Here is a 17,898-nt window from a genome sequence, read left to right on the forward strand (position 1 = left end):
GGCGCGGCACCGGCGCTACGGGGCCTGAGCGCGAGCCCCGGCTCCCGGCGTCACCCGAACGGCCCTGCCGGGGAGAGATGCGCCACACCCGGCTTGCGGCGAACGGCCGAAGGGGCGGTGGCCGGATTACGTCCCGGCGACGGGGGCGCGAACATCGGGCGGCGGGGCGGCAAGGGTAGGGCCCGGGCCAACACCTGTCATATGCAGTCGCATAGGCCTCCACTTTCGAGGGAATAGACCCGTCAGACCGACATCCGGCCCATGGATGTCGGACAGAAGCGGACGGCACCTGGCCCGTCCGCCCGGGAGGCCCCTTGCTCACGGACGTGCCGTTGTCAACCCTTGACTCGGACGGCATTGACCGCGTCGACTCGAAGGGCCGTGGTCCGGCCCTTCTGGTCGGTCCCGGCCCTGTCCCGCGCGACGCCGTCGCACCCCGACCTCTTCCGAGGGGGTTCGTCCACACGTGGTGACCAGCAAGAATCGCCGTGAGCACGACCGGCGCACTTACGTACTCGACACCAGCGTGCTGCTTGCCGACCCGCATGCCCTCCTCCGCTTCGATGAGCACGAGGTGGTCCTGCCGGTCGTGGTGGTGACCGAGTTGGAAGCCAAGCGCCACCACCCCGAGCTCGGCTACTTCGCCCGCCAGGCGTTGCGGTTGCTCGACGAGTACCGGATCCGGTACGGGCGGCTGGACGCACCCATCCCGATCGGCGAGCTGGGCGGCACCCTGCGCGTCGAGCTGAACCACTCGGACCCGGGCGTGCTGCCCGCGGGGTTCCGCCTGGGCGACAACGACTCGCGGATCCTCGCGGTGGCCCGGAACCTCCAGGCCGAGGGGTACGACGTCACCGTCGTCTCCAAGGACCTGCCGCTGCGCGTCAAGGCCTCCTCCGTCGGCCTGCTGGCCGAGGAGTACCGGGCCGAGCTGGCGATCACCTCCGGGTGGACGGGGATGCACGAGCTGCAGGTCTCGGCCCAGGAGGTGGACGACCTCTTCCAGGAGGAGACGGTCGACGTGCCCGACGCGGCCGGGCTCCCGGTGCACACCGGTCTGGTGCTGCAGTCGGACCGCGGCAAGGCGCTCGGCCGGGTCACGGCCGACGGCCGGGTCCGGCTGGTGCGCGGCGACCGGGAGGCCTTCGGCATCCACGGCCGCAGCGCCGAGCAGCGGATCGCGCTGGACCTGCTGCTCGACCCGGACGTCGGCATCGTGTCGATGGGCGGCCGGGCCGGCACCGGCAAGTCGGCGCTGGCGCTGTGCGCGGGGCTGGAGGCGGTGCTGGAGCGTCAGCAGCACCAGAAGGTCATGGTCTTCCGGCCGCTGTACGCCGTGGGCGGTCAGGAGCTCGGCTACCTGCCGGGCACCGAGGCGGAGAAGATGAGCCCGTGGGCCCAGGCGGTCTTCGACACCCTGGGCGCGGTGACGTCGAAGGAGGTCATCGAGGAGGTCGTGGCGCGCGGCATGCTGGAGGTCCTGCCCCTCACGCACATCCGGGGCCGCTCCCTGCACGACGCCTTCGTGATCGTCGACGAGGCGCAGTCCCTGGAGCGCAACGTCCTGCTGACCGTGTTGTCCCGTATTGGGCAGAATTCCCGGGTTGTCCTGACTCATGACGTCGCCCAGCGCGACAACCTGAGGGTGGGTCGGTACGACGGAGTGGTCGCCGTCGTCGAGAAGCTCAAGGGCCACCCGCTGTTCGCGCACATCACCCTGACCCGCTCCGAGCGCTCGCCGATCGCCGCGCTCGTGACGGAGATGCTGGAGGACGGGCGGGCGTAACAGACGAGTTGGACGGTCCGCTAGGCTGCTGCGCCGCGAGGGCGCAGCAGCCTAGCGCTGTGTCCGGAGGCTACGGATGCGTAACGGAAATTTCCGTGGCCTACGTGGCGTGTGAGCTTTGACACGCAACGGGGAATTGCGTGGACGCGTCCGGCTACGGCAGGCTGTCGGTTCTGTCAGGCCCCCGCCCTCGGCACACCCGTACCCGCAAACGTACGGAACCTCAGAACTGAACAGCGTTCGCCGTGGGCCGCCCGAACCGAATCAGCGGACTCCCGCCCCGTCGGGGGAGCCGCACCGGGCCAGTGCTTCTGTGACCGGTGCAGCAGGAAGCCAGTGCGAAGGGGCACGATCGCGTCCGTGAGGTCACCAAGCGGGCGACGCTGGAAGGAAACCGTGTGAGCCGGATCTCGGTCCGGGGATTCGCGGTGGCTTCGGCCACTGCGGTCACCACTGTGGGCGCCGTCGTCGGTGTCGCCTCCGGTAGCGAGGGTGTCGTACAGCCCGTCGCCGCCGCCGATGCGACCACCGTCCTCGCGGACATACCCGCTGGGCAGCAGGTCCAGCAGGCTTCCCTCACGCAGCAGGTGCAGGCGCAGTCCGACGCCGCCGACGCCGGCGCGAAGAAGGCCGCCGAGGAGGCAGCGCGCAAGCAGGCCGCCAAGGACGCCTCCGCCCGGAAGAAGGCGGAGGAGAAGGCCGAGGCCGACCGCAAGGCCAAGGAGGCCTCCCGCGCCGCGGAGCGCGCCGCGCTGGTCGTGAAGGCCTCGTACACGGTCTCCGAAGTCCAGGCCATGGCCCAGGGCCTCATAGGCGACGCCTCCCAGTACCAGTGCTTCTCCAACATCGTCACCCGTGAGAGCGGCTGGAACTACACCGCGACGAACGCCTCTTCCGGCGCCTACGGTCTCGTCCAGGCCCTGCCCGGCTCCAAGATGGCCTCCGCGGGCGCCGACTGGCGCACCAATCCCGGTACCCAGATCAAGTGGGGCCTCAACTACATGAACAGCCGGTACGGCAGCCCCTGCGGTGCCTGGTCGTTCTGGCAGGCCAACCACTGGTACTAGGCCGTACATCCACAAATCGCCGACGAGCCCCCGACCCCTTGAGGGATCGGGGGCTCGTTGCGCGTACGGTGGTGCGGACGGACAGGCCGGGGGGCGGGGGACAGGGGAAGCGATGTCGGAGAAGCGCCAATGGGGCTCCGGGCTGGCGGCGGAGCTCGCCAAGCTCGCCGGGAGGCTGGAGGAACAGCGCCGGGCCGCGGCCGCGGGCGCCCGCGAGGAGGCCCGCCGTCAGGAGGAGCAGGCCGCGCGCCGGTACCCGGCGCGCACCTCCGGCCCCGGCGACCCGGTCGCCCGGGTGCCGTGGAGCATGCGGGTCGCGGCCGAACTCGGCTGGCGGCTGCTGGTGCTGGCCGGCACGGTCTGGGTGCTGATGCGGGTGATCGGCACCATACAGCTGGTCGTCCTCTCCTTCGTCGCCGCGCTGCTGATCACCGCGCTGCTGCAGCCCTTCGTGGGCCGGCTGAAGCGGTTGGGGGTGCCGCGCGGGTTCGCCACGGCCATCGTCTTCATCGGCGGCTTCGTGATGATGGGCCTGGTCGGCTGGTTCGTGGTCTGGCAGGTCATGGAGAACATCGACAACCTCTCCAACAGCCTCCAGGACGGCATCACCGAACTGAAGCGCTGGCTGCTCAACAGCCCGTTCCACGTGACCGAGGACCAGATCAACCAGATCGCCAAGAACCTCCAGGAGGCGATCGGCACCAACTCCAAGGCGCTGACCGACGCCGGGCTGCAGGGCGTCACCGTCGTCGTGGAGATGCTCACCGGCATCCTCCTGGCGATGTTCAGCACGCTCTTCCTGCTCTACGACGGCCGGAACATCTGGAACTGGTTCCTCAAGCTCTTCCCCGTGGACGCCCGCGACGGCCTCGGCGGCGCGGGGCCGCGCGCCTGGCGCACGCTCACCCTCTACGTGCGCGGCACGGTGATAGTGGCCCTGATCGACGCCATCTTCATCGGCATCGGCATCGGCATCCTCGGGGTGCCGATGGCGGTGCCGCTGGCCGTCATCATCTTCCTCGCCGCGTTCGTCCCCCTGGTCGGCGCGGTCGCCTCAGGTGTCATCGCGATGGTGGTGGCGCTGGTGACGGAAGGTCCGTTCACGGCGCTGATGGTGCTGGTGGTGGTCCTGCTGGTGCAGCAGATCGAGGGCCACATCCTGCAGCCGTTCATCCTGGGCCGGGCGGTGCGGGTGCATCCGCTCGGCGTGATCCTGTCGGTGGCCGCCGGTTCGCTCATCGCGGGGATCGGCGGGGCGGTCGTGGCCGTACCGCTGGTCGCGGTGACCAACACCGTGGTCGGCTACCTGCGGGCCCACTCCCGGGAGGCGGCGATGGCCGACGAGCCCGCACCGCACGGCGCGACGGCCGCCGAGGTGGCGCCGGTCGGTGCGCGGGGACTCCCCGACGCCACGCCGGGGGAGACCGTCTGACGGTGTGACCACCCGGTGCCGCGACCGCCCCTCGGGGCGGCCGCGCGCGTGTGCGCTCCCGGAAATCGCACCGTGACCGGTGCGTCACACAGTGCGCCTAACGTCGCGTCATGGCGGACATATTTGACGCGTACGCGTTGGCCGACGCGTGGGACGAGATGTTCGAGCGGCCGGGTGTGGTCAGGACCGCCTATGAGCCGGTACTGGCCGCCCTGCAGCCCATGGACGCGGCCGAGCTGAGGTTCCGGGCGGACCAGATGGCCCGTTCGTTCACGGACCGCGGGGTCACCTACGCCTTCGCGGGGGAGGAGCGGCCCTGGCCGCTCGACCTCGTCCCGCGGGTCCTCGACGCCCTGGAGTGGGACCTGGTCCAGCGCGGGGTGATCCAGCGGGTAAGGGCGCTGGAGGCCTACCTCGCCGACGCCTACGGCCCGGCCCGCGCCTTCGAGGACGGCGTCGTCCCCTGGCGGCTGCTGCTGCAGTCCCCGCACTTCCACCGGGCGGCGCACGGCGTCGAGCCCCCGAACGGGGTGCGTGTGCACGTGAGCGGGATCGACCTCGTCCGGGACGAACAGGGCGCGTTCCGGGTCCTGGAGGACAACGTGCGCGTCCCCTCCGGCGTCAGCTACGTCATCGAGAACCGGCGGGCGATGACCCGGATGTTCCCCTCCCTCTTCGCGGAGCAGCCGGTGCGTCCGGTGGACGCCTACGGCCAGCGGCTGCTGGCGGCGCTGCGTGCCGCCGCGCCCGCGGGGGTGACCGACCCGCAGGTCGTCGTGCTCACCCCGGGACCGAGCAACGCCGCGTACTTCGAGCACGCACTGCTGGCCCGGCTGATGGGGGTGCAACTGGTCCAGGGGGACGACCTGGTGTGCTCCGGCAACCGGGTGTGGATGCGGACGACCCGCGGCGAGGTGCCGGTCCACGTCGTATACCGCCGGCTCGACGACGACTTCCTCGACCCGCTGCACTTCCGGCCGGACTCGGTGATCGGCTGCCCGGGCATCCTGGGCGCCGCGACGGCCGGGAACGTCACCCTCGCCAACGCCGTGGGCAACGGGATCGCCGACGACAAACTGCTCTACACCTACGTCCCCGACCTGATCCGCTACTACCTCGGTGAGGAGCCCGTCCTGCCCAACGTCGAGTCCTTCCGGCCCGACGAGCCCGGCCGGCTGGAGGCCGTCCTCGACCAGATCGACCAGCTCGTCGTCAAGCCGGTCGACGGGGCGGGGGGTTCCGGCATCGTCATCGGGCCCGCCGCCGACGCCGCGACCCTGGAGCGGACCCGCAAGGCGGTGGCCGCCGACCCCCGGGGCTGGATCGCCCAGCGCCCGGTCGCCCTGTCGACCTCGCCGACCTTCGCCGACGGCGGGGTCGCCCCGCGCCACATCGACCTGCGGCCCTTCGCCGTCAACGACGGGGACGAGATCTGGGTGCTGCCCGGCGGCCTCACCCGGGTCGCCCTGCGGGAGGGCAACCTCATCGTCAACTCCAGCCAGGGCGGCGGCTCGAAGGACACCTGGGTACTGGCGCCGGCGCGCCGGTCCGCCGAGGCCTTCGGCGGGCCGCCGGAGCAGGACGCGGCGGAGGCGGAGGGCGCGGCGGCCGTGCCGCCGTCGGTGGCCCCGCGCCACCTCGGACCCGGCGGCGGCCGTGGTCCGTCCGAGCAGGAAGGAGCCCAGCAGCAGTGACGGCACCGACGGCACCGACCGGACCGGCAGGAGGCACGGCGATGAACGACATCATCCTCTCCCGCATCGCGGAGGCGCTGACCTGGACCGGCCGCTACGTCGAGCGCGCCGACGCCACCGCCCGCATCCTCGACGCCTACCTGCACCGGTTGCTGGAGGACCCCTGGCGGGACGAGGACGCCGCGTGCCGATCGCTGTACGCGATCCTCGGCTTGTCCGCCCCGGGCGACCAGCCCTGCGACATGGACCAGGTGATGGACGCCCTCGCCTTCGACGCGCGCAGCCCAGGCTCCATCGAGGGGGCGCTCGGCGCCGCCCGCGCGAACGCACGCAGCGCGCGCGAGGCGATCTCCTCCGACATGTGGCAGTGCCTCAACTCCACCTGGCATGCCCTGGGCGAGCAGCGCCGCGCCGCGCGCCGCACCGGTCCGTACGCCTACCTGGACCTCGTACGCCGCAGGGCGGCCCTCTTCGCCGGGCTCACCGACTCCACGATGAGCCGGGACGACAGCTGGCGCTTCATGGTGCTCGGCCGGAGCCTCGAACGCGTCGACATGACCGTACGGTTGCTCGCGGTGCGGGTCCTGGACGCCGCGCACGCCCCCGACTGGCCGACGCTGCTCAGTGCCAGCGGCGCGGACGAGGCCTTCGCCCGGGTGTACGGAGGATTCGGGGACACCGCGCGGGTCGCGGAGTTCCTGCTGCTGGACCGGGACTTCCCGCGCAGCGCGCTGCATGCGCTCACCACCGCCGAGGACTGCCTCACGGAGCTGGGCAGACCCCGGCACGACCCGGCCCGCCGACCCATCGGGCGTATGCGCACCCGGCTGGAGTACCTGGACTCCGGCAGCCTGGAGGAGGCGCTGCCGCTGCTGCTGCGCGACCTCCAGCAGGCGTGCATGGCCTCGGCCGAGGCTGTGGCGGAACGGTTCTTCCCCTACCAGGGCGCCATGGCGTGGGCGCAGGAAGGAGCGTGAGCGCGATGGCCCGCAGACTGCGCATCCGGCACGAGACCCGGGTCGGCTACTCCGAGGCGGCGGTCTCCTCCCACAACGAGGTCCGCATGACCCCGCTCACCCTGCCCCGCCAGACGACCCTCGACGCCCGGGTCACCGTCAGCCCGGCGACCACCACCTGGTCGTACTGGGACTACTGGGGCACCCAGGTCACCTGCTTCGACCTGACGGAACCGCACGCGGACCTGGTCATCACCGCGGTCTCGCTGGTCGAGACCGCGCCGCCGGCACCGCTCCGCACCCCGGCCGGATGGCCGGAGATCGCCGGACGGGCCGCGGCGACGCGGCTGCTGGAGCACATCGCGTCCACGCCGCGGACCTGCGTCGCCCCCGAGGTCACCGGCGCCGTCCGGGACGCGGTGGCGGGGCTCGACCCCCATGAGGCGGCGGTCGCGGTGGCGGAGTCGGTTGCCGACCGGGTGGCGTACGTGCCGGGCGCCACCGCGGTCCACACCTCCGCGCAGGAGGCCTGGGAGCAGGGCGCCGGCGTCTGCCAGGACATCGCCCACCTGACGGCCGGGCTGCTGCGCGGCATCGGGCTGCCCACGCGGTACGTGTCGGGCTACCTGCACCCGGACCGCGAGGCCGGTCTGCACCGGGCCGTCGCCGGGCAGAGCCACGCCTGGGTCGAGTACTGGGCGGGGGAGTGGTACGGCTACGACCCCACGAACCGCTGCCGCGCCGACGAGTCCCACGTCGTGGTGGGCCGAGGCCGCGACTACGGGGACGTCACACCGCACAAGGGCGTCTACCGCGGCGCCGCCAGCGGACCGCCCCGGGTCACGGTGGAGTTCACGCGGCTGGCCTGACACGGGACGGCCGAAGGGCCCGGCTCCCCCGAAGGGTGGCCGGGCCCCAGGAGCACGCGTCACGCGCCGGCGAGGACCGCCTCGGCGTCCAGGGTCGCCGCGACCGCCTGCACGACGGCGGCGATCTTGAAGGCTTCCTGGACCGTCTCGCGCTCGACGCCCGCCTTGCGCAGCACCTGCTCGTGCGAGTCGAGGCACATCCCGCAGCCGTTGATCGCCGAGACCGCCAGCGACCAGAGCTCGAAGTCGGTCTTGTCGACGCCCGGGTTGCCGATGACGTTCATCCGCAGACCGGCCCGCAGGTTGCCGTACTCCGGGTCCGACAGCAGGTGCCGGGTCCGGTAGTAGACGTTGTTCATCGCCATGATGGCGGCGGCGGCCTTGGCGGCCTGGTACGCCTCCGGCGAGAGGTTCTCGCGGGCCTCGGGCTCCAGCGCGCGCAGCACGACGGCCGAGCGCGAGGCGATGGCGGTGGCCAGCACCGTGCCCCACAGCTGCTGCTGGGTGAGGAGTCCCGTGTCCTCGGCGTTGCCGATCACGGAGCCCAGGTTGAGCTTGAGGTCCTTGGCGTAGTCCGGCAGCGCGGACTTCAGCTCATCGAGCGCCACGGTCACTCACCGGCCAGCAGCTTGACGACGTCGAGGGTCTCGTCGCCCTTCTTCCAGTTGCAGGGGCACAGCTCGTCCGTCTGCAGCGCGTCGAGGACCCGCAGGACCTCCTTGGGGTTACGGCCCACGGAACCGGCGGTCACCATGACGAACTGGATCTCGTTGTTCGGGTCGACGATGAAGGTGGCGCGCTGGGCGACGCCGTCCTCGCCGAGGATGCCGAGGTCGGTGCACAGCTCGCGCTTGATGTCCGACAGCATCGGGAAGGGCAGGTCGCGCAGGTCGTCGTGGTCCTTGCGCCAGGCGTGGTGCACGAACTCGGAGTCGACGGAGAAGCCGAGGATCTGCGCGTCACGGTCGGCGAACTCGTCGTTCAGCTTGCCGAACGCCGCGATCTCCGTCGGGCAGACGAAGGTGAAGTCCTTCGGCCACGCGAAGTAGACCTTCCACTTGCCCTCGTACGACTTGTGGTCGATCTGGGCGAAGGCCTTCTCGGGGTCGAGGTCCACACAGGCGGTCAGTTCGAACGTGGGGAACTTGTCACCGACGGTGAGCACGCGCACTCCTAGGGAGGGTCGGGACCCGGGCGCGGGGTGGCCGCACGGTCCCTTGATGGGTCCCGCTCACCCTGCCATGAGGTCATTGATCAGTGAAATCGCCCCGGCGGGTCGCATTGATCGGAAGCCCTTATCGACGAGTGAGGCTCCGGCGTGCCGCTGCGCAGAGTGACCGGCACCACAGGGGGCGGACGGCCGCCCGGCCCCGTCGGTCATTGATCGCGTACGCAACTAGACTGGAGGTCGTTGATCGGAGGCGGTTATCAGTAGTCAGCGCGGCAGCCAGCGCCAGCCGAGCCTTTCCCAGCTGCGGGCCTTCGCGGCCGTCGCCGAGCACCTGCACTTCAGGGACGCGGCCGCGGCGATCGGCACGAGCCAGCCGGCGCTGTCCGGGGCGGTCGCCGCGCTGGAGGAGGCGCTCGGGGTGGTGCTCGTGGAGCGCACGACCCGCAAGGTGCTGCTGACCTCGGCGGGGGAGCGCCTCGCGGTCCGGGCGCGGGCGGTGCTGGGAGCGGTCGGCGACCTGCTCGACGAGGCGGAGGCGGCGCGCGCGCCCTTCACCGGGGTGCTGCGGCTCGGGGTGATCCCGACGGTGGCGCCCTACCTGCTGCCGACCGTGCTGCGGCTGGCGCACGACACGTACCCGGAGCTCGACCTGCAGGTGCACGAGGAGCAGACGTCCTCGCTGCTGGACGGCCTCACGGCGGGCCGGCTGGACCTGCTGCTGCTCGCCGTACCGCTCGGTGTCCCCGCCGTCGCCGAACTGCCGCTCTTCGACGAGGACTTCGTCCTGGTCACCCCGCGCGACCACTGGCTGGCCGGACGGATGGACATCCCCCGCGAGGCCCTGCGGCAGCTGGACCTGCTGTTGCTGGAGGAGGGGCACTGCCTGCGCGACCAGGCGCTGGACGTCTGCCGGGAGGCGGGCCGCACCGAGGGGGCGACCGCCACCACGACCGCGGCGGGGCTGTCCACGCTGGTGCAGCTGGTGGCCGGCGGGCTCGGGGTGACGCTGCTGCCGCGGACGGCGGTCCCGGTGGAGACCGGACGCAGCGCGGACCTCGCCACGGGGTACTTCGCCGACCCGGCGCCGTCACGGCGCATCGCGCTGGCGATGCGCGCGGGCACCGCGCGCGCGGAGGAGTTTCAGGCCTTCGCCTCCGCGCTGCGCGGTGCCCTGGCACCGCTGCCGGTACGGTTCGCCCGCTGACGGGCGAACCGCCCGGGGTCACTCGGTGCGCAGACCGTCCGGACGCATCATCCGCCACAGCGGCGGCAGGCTCAGCGCCGTGACCAGGATGACCACTCCCGCTCCGGCGCCGGTCATGGCGCCCACGCTCGCCCAGTCGACGCGGGGGTCCTCACCCACCATCGTCCGCAGGGCGGCGCCGAGACCGGCACCCCCGACGACGGCGAGGACGAGTCCCAGGGCGACCGGCAGCGCGGTCTGCCAGAGGACCGACAGCCCGAGCACGGACCGCCGGGTGCCGAAGGCGACCAGGACGGCCAGCAGCCGCCTGCGCTCGCGCAGTTGCTCCAGCATGGAGACCAGCAGGCTCGCGCCGATCAGGGCCAGGGTGGCCGTGGCGCCGATGAACAGCCCGCGCCGGATCGTCGCGAACTTGCGGTCCTCGCTGGTGGCGGTCAGCTGGAAGACGCTGAGCGTGGGGTCGATCCGTGCCGCGGTGTTGCGGGCGTGCTCGACGGCGTCCGGCGAGCCCGGGTCGGTCCTCAGCATGAGCCGGACGGCGGGCGTGCGCAGGGCCGCCACGTCCAGGGCACCGGGGGTGGCCAGCACGCCCCACTCCTGGTTCCCGTCCGGTGAGACGCGGGACTGCACCGTGCGGGCGTCCGCCGGGATGCGCCACGGCCGCGGCGTGCCGGTGTACTTGTCCGTGACCGGCGTGTTGAGGTCGAGCGTGTCGCCGGGCTCGGCGAAGCTCATGTCACCGTAGCCGCCGGGGTCGGACACCAGGAACACGTCGCCGTCGGCGCAGCCGGCCCCGACGTGGGCGAGTTCGCGCAGCGTCACGCAGTCGCCCAGGACCAGGGGTACGCTCTGGCTCCCGTCGACGCCCATCCGCTTCGAGATGTCCCCCCGGGCGGCGTCGTCCTGGATGACGCCGAGCACCGCGCGGATGCCCGGGGTCTCGGCGAAGGCCTTCTCCACGCGCTGCGCCTCGGCCCCGCTGTCGACGGTCTGCATGATGCTGAGCTGGGCGCGCTCCGGGTCGTCTCCGGTCGCCGTGACGAAGTCGCTCTGGACCCCCGTGAAGAGCGACTGGAGGGCGATCGCCCCCGCGACGGCGACGGTGACACCGCTGACCATGCGGGCGGCGGCACTGCTGTTGAGCTGGATGCGGCGGGTGGCCAGCTGCCAGGGCAGCGGGCCGCCGCGGAGGCGGCCGACGACCGACTCGACCAGCCAGGGCAGTACGGCGGTGAGACCGACCAGCAGCAGGACCACGCCGGCCGTCACCTGGTAGGGGTTGACCGAGGTGTTCTGGGAGATGCTCCCGAACAGCGGGGCCAGCAGTCCGAGCCCGGCCAGCGGGATCAGCAGCCGCCACCACAGCCTGCGCTTCTGCGCGGTGGCCTTGCGCACCACTCCGAGCGGCTCGACGGCGATGCCGCGCATCGCCAGCAGGGTGACCGCGACCGCCGCCCCCGGAACCGCCACCGCCACCAGTGCGGCCAGCCCGGGACCGGGCGTGATGTCGGACGGGTAGACGCTGATGTCGTACAGCGTCACATCGGGCGAGAACTGCCGGGTGACCAGGAAGATCCCCGTGCCCACGGCGAGTCCGAGCAGGGAGCCGAACAGTGCCTCGCCGGCCGCGATCCGCCGGGTCATCCTGCTGTCCGCGCCGACCAGCCGCAGCGCGGCCAGCCGCCGGTCCCGGCGTTCGCCGCCGAAGCGCACCGCGGTGCCGATGAAGACGGCCACCGGCATCAGCAGCACCACGACGATGATGACGACCAGCAGGGTCAGCACGCCGCCCAGAGGATCGCCCTTCACCTCACCGCGCCCGAAGTACGGGATGCGGGTGGCGTTCCCGGAGGTGCCGTCCGCGTTCCTGGCGACGAGGGAGTCGCTGCCCGCGTAGTAGGCCAGTTCGGCGGGTCCGAGCAGGCCCTGGTCGCCGATGACGCCGGCGAGGCGGTAGTCCAGCCGTTCCCGCAGCAGCTTGCTGCCGGGCTGGTCGAGCAGCTTCTTCAGCGCGGGGGAGACCACCATCTCACCGGGCGCGGGCATCGTCTTGACGCCCGGCGGGAGCACCGGCCGGTCACCGTCGGCCTTGAGCAGCAGACCGCGGATGTTGTCCTCGCGGAAGTTGGTGTCGGCCGAGGAGTACAGCACCGTGCTGGCGGTCTGCTTGGGCGGCTCCTTGAACCAGGAGTAGTCCCGCTCGTACGCCCGGTCGTTGCGGGCGCTCATCATGGCGGGCACGGCGGCCGCCAGCAGCAGCATCGCCACACCGAGGCCGACGCCGACCGCGGTGAGGACGGTGCGGGTCCAGCCCTCGCGGCCGCCGGTCGCCGCGAAGCGCAGGCCGAGGGCGAGGTCGCGGACCCAGGTCCCGACCATGCCGCCGGTACCGCCCTGTCCGGAGGTGCTCATGCCACCCTCTCCATGTCGCGGGACTTGCCGTCGCGGACGACGACCTCGCGGTCGGAGTAGGCGGCCACCCGCGCCTCGTGCGTGACCAGGACGACGGCGGCGTCGGTGTCACGGGCGGCGTCGGTCAGCATGCGCATCACCCGCTCGCCGTTGAGGGAGTCCAGGGCGCCGGTCGGCTCGTCGGCGAAGACCACCCGCGGGCCGGTGACCAGCGCCCGCGCCACCGCGACCCGCTGGCCCTGGCCGCCGGAGATCTCGCCGGGACGCTTGCCGGCCAGGTCGTCGACCTCCAGCCGGGCCAGCCACTCGCCGGCGCGCGCCTCGGCCTCCTTGCGCCGGGTGCCGTTCAGCCGCAGCGGCAGCGCCACGTTCTCCACGCAGGTCAGCTCCGGGACGAGCTGGCCGAACTGGAAGACGAAGCCGAACTCCCCGCGGCGCAGCGCGCTGCGCTCGGCGTCGCTCATCGCGGTCAGGTCCCGTCCCCGGTACAGCACCTGGCCGGAGTCCGGCCGGACGATGCCGGCCAGGCAGTGCAGCAGCGTCGACTTGCCGGAGCCGGACGGCCCCATGACCGCGACCACCTCCCCGGCGCGTATCGCGAACTCCGCGCCGTCCAGGGCCGGGGTCGGGCCGTACGCCTTGTGCAGGTCGACGGCCTCCATCAGGTTCTCCGTGGTGCTCACTCGGCTACCTCCGCCGCGAGTAGGTCCAGGCGGGCGGCGGTGAGCTCCAGCCACCGCAGGTCCGCCTCCAGGTGGAACAGGGCGTGGTCGCAGATGAGCTGGTCCGCGAAGTCGCCGTGCCGCTTGCGTTCGGTCAGTTCCCGCATCAGCCGCAGATGCTCGGACCTTTGTGTGTCGAGGAGATCGGCGGCGCTGCGCCCGGTGAGCAGCGCGAGGACGACCTTGGTGTAGAGGGTGTTCTGCAGGTAGGGCTCGGGCTTCTCCGGCTGCCCGAGCCACTTCTCGACGTCGGTGATCCCGGCCTCGGTGATCGCGTACCGCTTGCGTTCCGGGCCGCCGCCGGGCTCGATGCCGTCGACCTCGACCAGCCCGTTCTTCAGCAGGCGCGCCATCGTCGAGTAGACCTGGCCGTAGTGCAGCGGGCGGTCGTGGCCGAACTTGTCGTCGAATGCCCGCTTCAGGTCGTATCCGTGGCGCGGGCCGGACTCCAGGAGTCCGAGCAGGGTGTGGCCGATGCTCATGACCGAGGACTCTACACGACGCGTATACCTACGGTGTATAGACCTCATGCATAGCGGCGAGCCGGTGACAGGACCCCGCATGACCAGGGGTTTTCCCGTTCCGGACGCGATGCAGCCCCGGGGCACGGACGGACATCACGTGCACCGGGGCTGCGGCCGTGGGGAGGTCCGGCTCACAGGCCGTTGACGTTGGCGGCGATGCGGTCGCCTACCTCCTTGTCGATGTTGCGCCAGTACTCGACCGCGCGGGCCAGGACGGGGGCGCTGACCCCGTTCTTCAGGTGGCCCGACACGTTGGAGACCAGCCGGTCGCGGGCGGCGTCGTCCAGGACCTGGCGGATCATCGTCCCGGCCTGGCCGAAGTCGTCGTCCTCGCGGTGCAGCTTGTACGGCTCGTGCACCATGTTGCCCGCCACCTCCCAGCCGGCCGGGTCGCCGAAGCGCCGGATGTCGGCCTCGGGCCCGCCGAAGGAGTTCGGCGCGTACGGCGCGGCGGTGCGCGACGGCTCGTAGCGCATCGGCCCGTCCTTGGCGTACGAGCGCACCTCGGTGTGGGCCCGGTTCGGCGGCAGCTGGGCGTAGTTGGGGCCGATCCGGTAGCGGTGGGTGTCGGCGTACGAGAAGAGCCGGCCGAGGAGCATCTTGTCCGGCGAGGGGCCGATGCCGGGCACCATGTTGCTGGGCTCGAAGGCGGCCTGCTCGATGTGGATGAAGTAGTCCTCGGGGTTCTTGTTCAGGGTCATCCGGCCGACCTCGACCAGCGGGTAGTCGCCGTGCGGCCACACCTTGGTGAGGTCGAAGGGGTTGAACCGGTAGTCCGCCGCGTCGTCGAACGGCATGATCTGCATGTAGAGCGTCCACGAGGGGTGCTCGCCGCGTTCGATGGCCTGGTACAGGTCCCGGCGGTGCAGATCGCCGTCGGCGCCCGCGTAGTGGTCGGCCTCCTCCTGGGTGAGGAAGTCGATCCCCTGGTCGGTCTTGAAGTGGTACTTGACCCAGAACCGCTCGCCGCCGCCGTTGACCCACATGTAGGTGTGGGAGCTGTAGCCGTTCATGTGGCGGTACGACTTGGGCACGCCGCGGTCGCCCATCAGCCAGGTGACCATGTGCGCCGACTCCGGGGACAGCGTCCAGAAGTCCCACTGCATGTTGTTGTCGCGTAGCGAGCTGTCACGGCGGCGCTTCTGGCTGCGGATGAAGTCCTGGAACTTCATCGGGTCGCGTACGAAGAAGACCGGCGTGTTGTTGCCGACCATGTCGTAGTTGCCGTACTCGGTGTAGAACTTCAGGGCGAAACCGCGCGGGTCGCGCCAGGTGTCGGGGCTGCCCAGCTCGCCGGCGACCGTCGAGAAGCGGGCCAGCATCTCCGTGCGGCGTCCCGGCTGGAAGAGGTCGGCCTTGGTGAACTGGCTGACGTCGTTCGTCACCTCGAAGACGCCGTACGCGCCCGAGCCCTTGGCGTGCACCACACGCTCCGGTACCCGTTCGCGGTTGAACTGCGCCATCTTCTCGATCAGGTAGTGGTCCTGGAGGAGGATGGGGCCGTCCGAGCCCACCGTGAGCGAGTGCGCGTCGCTCTCCACCGGGATCCCGGCGTTGTTGGTGGTGTAGGGGGTGCTCATGTGAGTGTGTCCTCCCGTCGATCTTCGGAAGAGTCCGTCGGGGGCTCCTGGTCGCTAACGACCACACAAACACTGAATCACCGGCTCGGCACGCCGGGCAATGACTTCACGCCATGGATCTGGACAATGTCCAGAAATAAAACGTGTACGGATACGGAGCGTCTACCGGTCGGCACCGCCCGGAATGCCCATCTCGAACCAGACCACCTTCCCGGCGCTCAGCCGGGTCGCTCCCCAGCGCTGCGCCATCCGGTTGACGAGGTACAGCCCGCGGCCGCCCTCGTCCTGCGGCTGCGCATGGCGCATCCGCGGCAGCGTCGGGGCATCGTCGCCCACCTCGCAGCGCAGCACGTCGGTACGGAGCAGCCGCAGCGTGATCGGCCGCTCCGCGTACCGCACCGCATTGGTGACCACCTCGCTGACCAGCAGCTCGGTCGCCTCGGCCAGCGGCTCCAGGTTCCAGCGGCTGAGCGCCTGGCGCACCAGCCGCCGGGCCCGGCCGGCCGTCTGCGGCCGCGGCTCCAGGAACCAGTAGGCGACGTCGCGCGGGGCGATGCCGTCGAAACGGGCGGCCAGCAGCGCGATGTCGTCGTCCCGGTCGCCCGGGCCGACGATCTCCAGGACCTCGTCGCATAGCGGTTCCAGCGGCGGCGGGCACAGCACCGCCGAGGCCGTGTGCAGCCGCTCGCGCAGCATCTCGATGCCGCCCCACACGTCACGGGTGCGGGACTCCACCAGGCCGTCGGTGTACAGCAGCAGCGTCGCCCCGGCCGGGGCGGGCAGCTCGACCGCCTCGAAAGGCACGCCGCCCACGCCGATCGGGGCCCCCGGCGGCACGCGCAGCACCTCGGCCAGGCCGCTGGCGTGCAGCAGCACCGGCGGCGGGTGGCCGGCGTTGGCGATGGTCACCCGGTGCGCTATCGGGTCGTAGACCGCGTAGATGCAGGTGGCCATGCGGTCCTGACCGAGCCGCTGGGCCTGCTCGTCCAGGTGGTAGAGCACCTCCTGCGGCGACAGGTCCAGGCCCGCCAGGGTCTGGACGGTCGTCCGCAGCTGGCCCATGATCGCCGCCGAGGTCATGGAGTGGCCCATGACGTCGCCGACCACCAGCGCCACCCGGCTGCCGGGCAGCGGGATCGCGTCGTACCAGTCGCCGCCGACCCGGGCCGACTCCGCGGCGGGCAGGTAGCGGCTGGCCAGCCGGACCCCGGTGGGCTCCGGCAGGGAGTCCGGCAGCATCTCGCGCTGCAGGGAGTCGGCGATCGACGCCTCGCGGTCGTAGAGCACCGCCTTGTCCACGCCGAGCGCGGTGTGGGTGGCCAGCTGGGCCGCGATCAGCAGGTCGTCCGGGTCGAACGGGGCACGCTCGGGACGGCGCAGCAGCACGGTCGCGCCGATGACCCGGCGGCGGCCGCGCAGCGGTGCCAGGATGGCCCGGCGTCCGGTCGGCAGGTCTAACGTCTCGCCGAACTCCGCCTGCCGGCAGCCCCCGACCAGCTCGTGGAGCGCCGCCGTGGCCTGCGCGTTGTCGGAGAACACCGGGCGCACCCCGCGCAGCACCTCGGCCAGCGGGCCGTCCATGGGGACGGTCACGACCTCGGCGGCAGCGCCGTACGCGCCCTCCGTGGAGGGGACGACCGGCATGAGCAGGCCCTCCACCGGCTCCGGGGCGTTCTCGTCCGGAACCCGGTCGGTGCGCCGCAGCCGCAGGACCAGCGGGCCGGAAGGGCGCTCGTCGCCCACCGGCAGCGGGTCGCGCAGGTAGACCAGGATCGCGTCGGCGAAGGCGGGCACAGCGGAGCGGCACAGACCCAGCACGATCTCGTCCAGGTCCAGGCCGCGGGCGATGCGGCGGGTGGCCGCGCCGACGTAGCGCAGCCGCTCGGTCTCCGCCTGCCCCGCCCGGCCGCGGTTCTGCGGGCCGATCTTCTTGAGCGGCTGGCCGCCGGTGGAGTCCTCGTCGACGGGGTGCCCGCCCGCGTGGCCCCCGCGGCCTCCCTGCCGGCCCGTCGTCCGGGACGTGGGCAGCGTCGTGTCAGGGGTCCGCTGCCGCGTGCGCGGCTCGCCGCCTTCCGGCTGCGTCGGACCGGGGACACCCGGGACGCCCGGGGTCCCGCCGCCCGCCGTGGCCCGGCGGCCGGGCTCCACGGGAGCGGCCATGGCGGTGGCGGCCCGCCGGTCCCGGCCCGCGGAGCCGTCGAAGGACGGACCGGTGGCCGGGGCGCCGCCGGGGGCGTCGGTGGAGCGCAGCCGTACGGTCTGCCGTCCGCGGGCGCCGTCCGCGGGGGCGGCGGCCATGTGCTGGACGGTGGCGAGCCCCTCGCCGGCGACCACCCGGGCGGCCTGACGGTCCCGCACCTCGGAGGACTGCCGCGCGGTGCGTCCGCCGCGCGCACGCCGGCCGCCGCGGCCGGGCTTGGCGGGGGCGGGGGCCGACACGAGGGGATCGGAGGGGGTCTGACGTTCCGCCGGCGGCATGGC

General features: G+C 72.2%; 14 protein-coding genes. 7 read left to right on the forward strand and 7 right to left on the reverse strand.

Annotated elements, in window-relative coordinates; genetic code table 11:
• Positions 1 to 466 precede the first annotated feature (466 nt).
• The 6 genes from phoH2 to PV410_RS21590 all read left to right on the forward strand — a co-directional run bounded on the left by phoH2 (position 467) and on the right by PV410_RS21590 (position 7,804).
• Positions 467 to 1,786: a PhoH family protein gene (gene phoH2 / locus PV410_RS21565; protein ID WP_499513705.1), complete on the forward strand. Its 1,320-nt coding sequence runs from the start codon at positions 467 to 469 to the stop codon at positions 1,784 to 1,786.
• Positions 1,787 to 2,184: 398 nt separating this feature from the next.
• Entirely contained in the window at positions 2,185 to 2,853 is a 669-nt protein-coding gene (locus PV410_RS21570; protein WP_499513706.1) for a lysozyme family protein, read from the forward strand.
• Positions 2,854 to 2,965: 112 nt separating this feature from the next.
• Positions 2,966 to 4,285, forward strand: coding sequence for an AI-2E family transporter (locus tag PV410_RS21575; protein WP_500326810.1), 1,320 nt, complete (start codon positions 2,966 to 2,968; stop codon positions 4,283 to 4,285).
• A 110-nt stretch (positions 4,286 to 4,395) separates the two neighbouring features.
• A complete protein-coding gene (locus tag PV410_RS21580) occupies positions 4,396 to 5,979 on the forward strand; it encodes a circularly permuted type 2 ATP-grasp protein (protein WP_500326812.1) in 1,584 nt (527 codons plus the stop codon).
• Between the two features lie 41 nt (positions 5,980 to 6,020).
• Complete coding sequence (locus PV410_RS21585; RefSeq protein ID WP_500326814.1) at positions 6,021 to 6,956, forward strand: alpha-E domain-containing protein; 936 nt, start codon at positions 6,021 to 6,023, stop codon at positions 6,954 to 6,956.
• 5 nt (positions 6,957 to 6,961) lie between these two features.
• On the forward strand, positions 6,962 to 7,804 hold the full coding sequence (locus tag PV410_RS21590; protein ID WP_500326816.1) for a transglutaminase family protein: 843 nt from the start codon (positions 6,962 to 6,964) through the stop codon (positions 7,802 to 7,804).
• A gap of 59 nt (positions 7,805 to 7,863) precedes the next feature.
• On the opposite strand, the gene PV410_RS21595 is transcribed toward PV410_RS21590, so the two are convergent.
• Together PV410_RS21595 and PV410_RS21600 are read right to left on the reverse strand one after the other, a co-directional pair.
• Entirely contained in the window at positions 7,864 to 8,412 is a 549-nt protein-coding gene (locus PV410_RS21595) for an alkyl hydroperoxide reductase (protein ID WP_500326817.1), read from the reverse strand.
• 2 nt (positions 8,413 to 8,414) lie between these two features.
• Complete coding sequence (locus PV410_RS21600; protein ID WP_361809491.1) at positions 8,415 to 8,969, reverse strand: peroxiredoxin; 555 nt, start codon at positions 8,967 to 8,969, stop codon at positions 8,415 to 8,417.
• A 262-nt stretch (positions 8,970 to 9,231) separates the two neighbouring features.
• Between PV410_RS21600 and PV410_RS21605 the strand changes: the two genes are divergently transcribed.
• Complete coding sequence (locus PV410_RS21605) at positions 9,232 to 10,179, forward strand: LysR substrate-binding domain-containing protein (RefSeq protein ID WP_500326850.1); 948 nt, start codon at positions 9,232 to 9,234, stop codon at positions 10,177 to 10,179.
• Positions 10,180 to 10,197: 18 nt separating this feature from the next.
• Here the strand turns inward: PV410_RS21605 and PV410_RS21610 are convergent, their stop codons facing one another.
• The 5 genes from PV410_RS21610 to PV410_RS21630 form a co-directional block, all read right to left on the reverse strand.
• Positions 10,198 to 12,591, reverse strand: a complete 2,394-nt coding sequence (locus PV410_RS21610) for an FtsX-like permease family protein (RefSeq protein WP_500326819.1) — start codon at positions 12,589 to 12,591, stop codon at positions 10,198 to 10,200.
• On the reverse strand, positions 12,588 to 13,253 hold the full coding sequence (locus tag PV410_RS21615) for an ABC transporter ATP-binding protein (RefSeq protein WP_500326852.1): 666 nt from the start codon (positions 13,251 to 13,253) through the stop codon (positions 12,588 to 12,590). Before PV410_RS21615 ends, PV410_RS21610 begins: the two co-directional genes overlap by 4 nt.
• Positions 13,254 to 13,270: 17 nt before the next feature.
• The gene (locus PV410_RS21620; RefSeq protein WP_500326821.1) at positions 13,271 to 13,795 is read right to left on the reverse strand and encodes a PadR family transcriptional regulator; all 525 of its coding nucleotides are present in this window, start codon (positions 13,793 to 13,795) and stop codon (positions 13,271 to 13,273) included.
• A gap of 173 nt (positions 13,796 to 13,968) precedes the next feature.
• Positions 13,969 to 15,417: a catalase gene (locus PV410_RS21625; protein ID WP_500326823.1), complete on the reverse strand. Its 1,449-nt coding sequence runs from the start codon at positions 15,415 to 15,417 to the stop codon at positions 13,969 to 13,971.
• 162 nt (positions 15,418 to 15,579) lie between these two features.
• Positions 15,580 to 17,895, reverse strand: a complete 2,316-nt coding sequence (locus tag PV410_RS21630; protein WP_500326854.1) for an ATP-binding SpoIIE family protein phosphatase — start codon at positions 17,893 to 17,895, stop codon at positions 15,580 to 15,582.
• Between the last annotated feature and the right edge of the window lie 3 nt (positions 17,896 to 17,898).

This window comes from Streptomyces sp. PA03-5A, from assembly GCF_033792725.1.
Classification (GTDB): Bacteria; Actinomycetota; Actinomycetes; order Streptomycetales; family Streptomycetaceae; genus Actinacidiphila.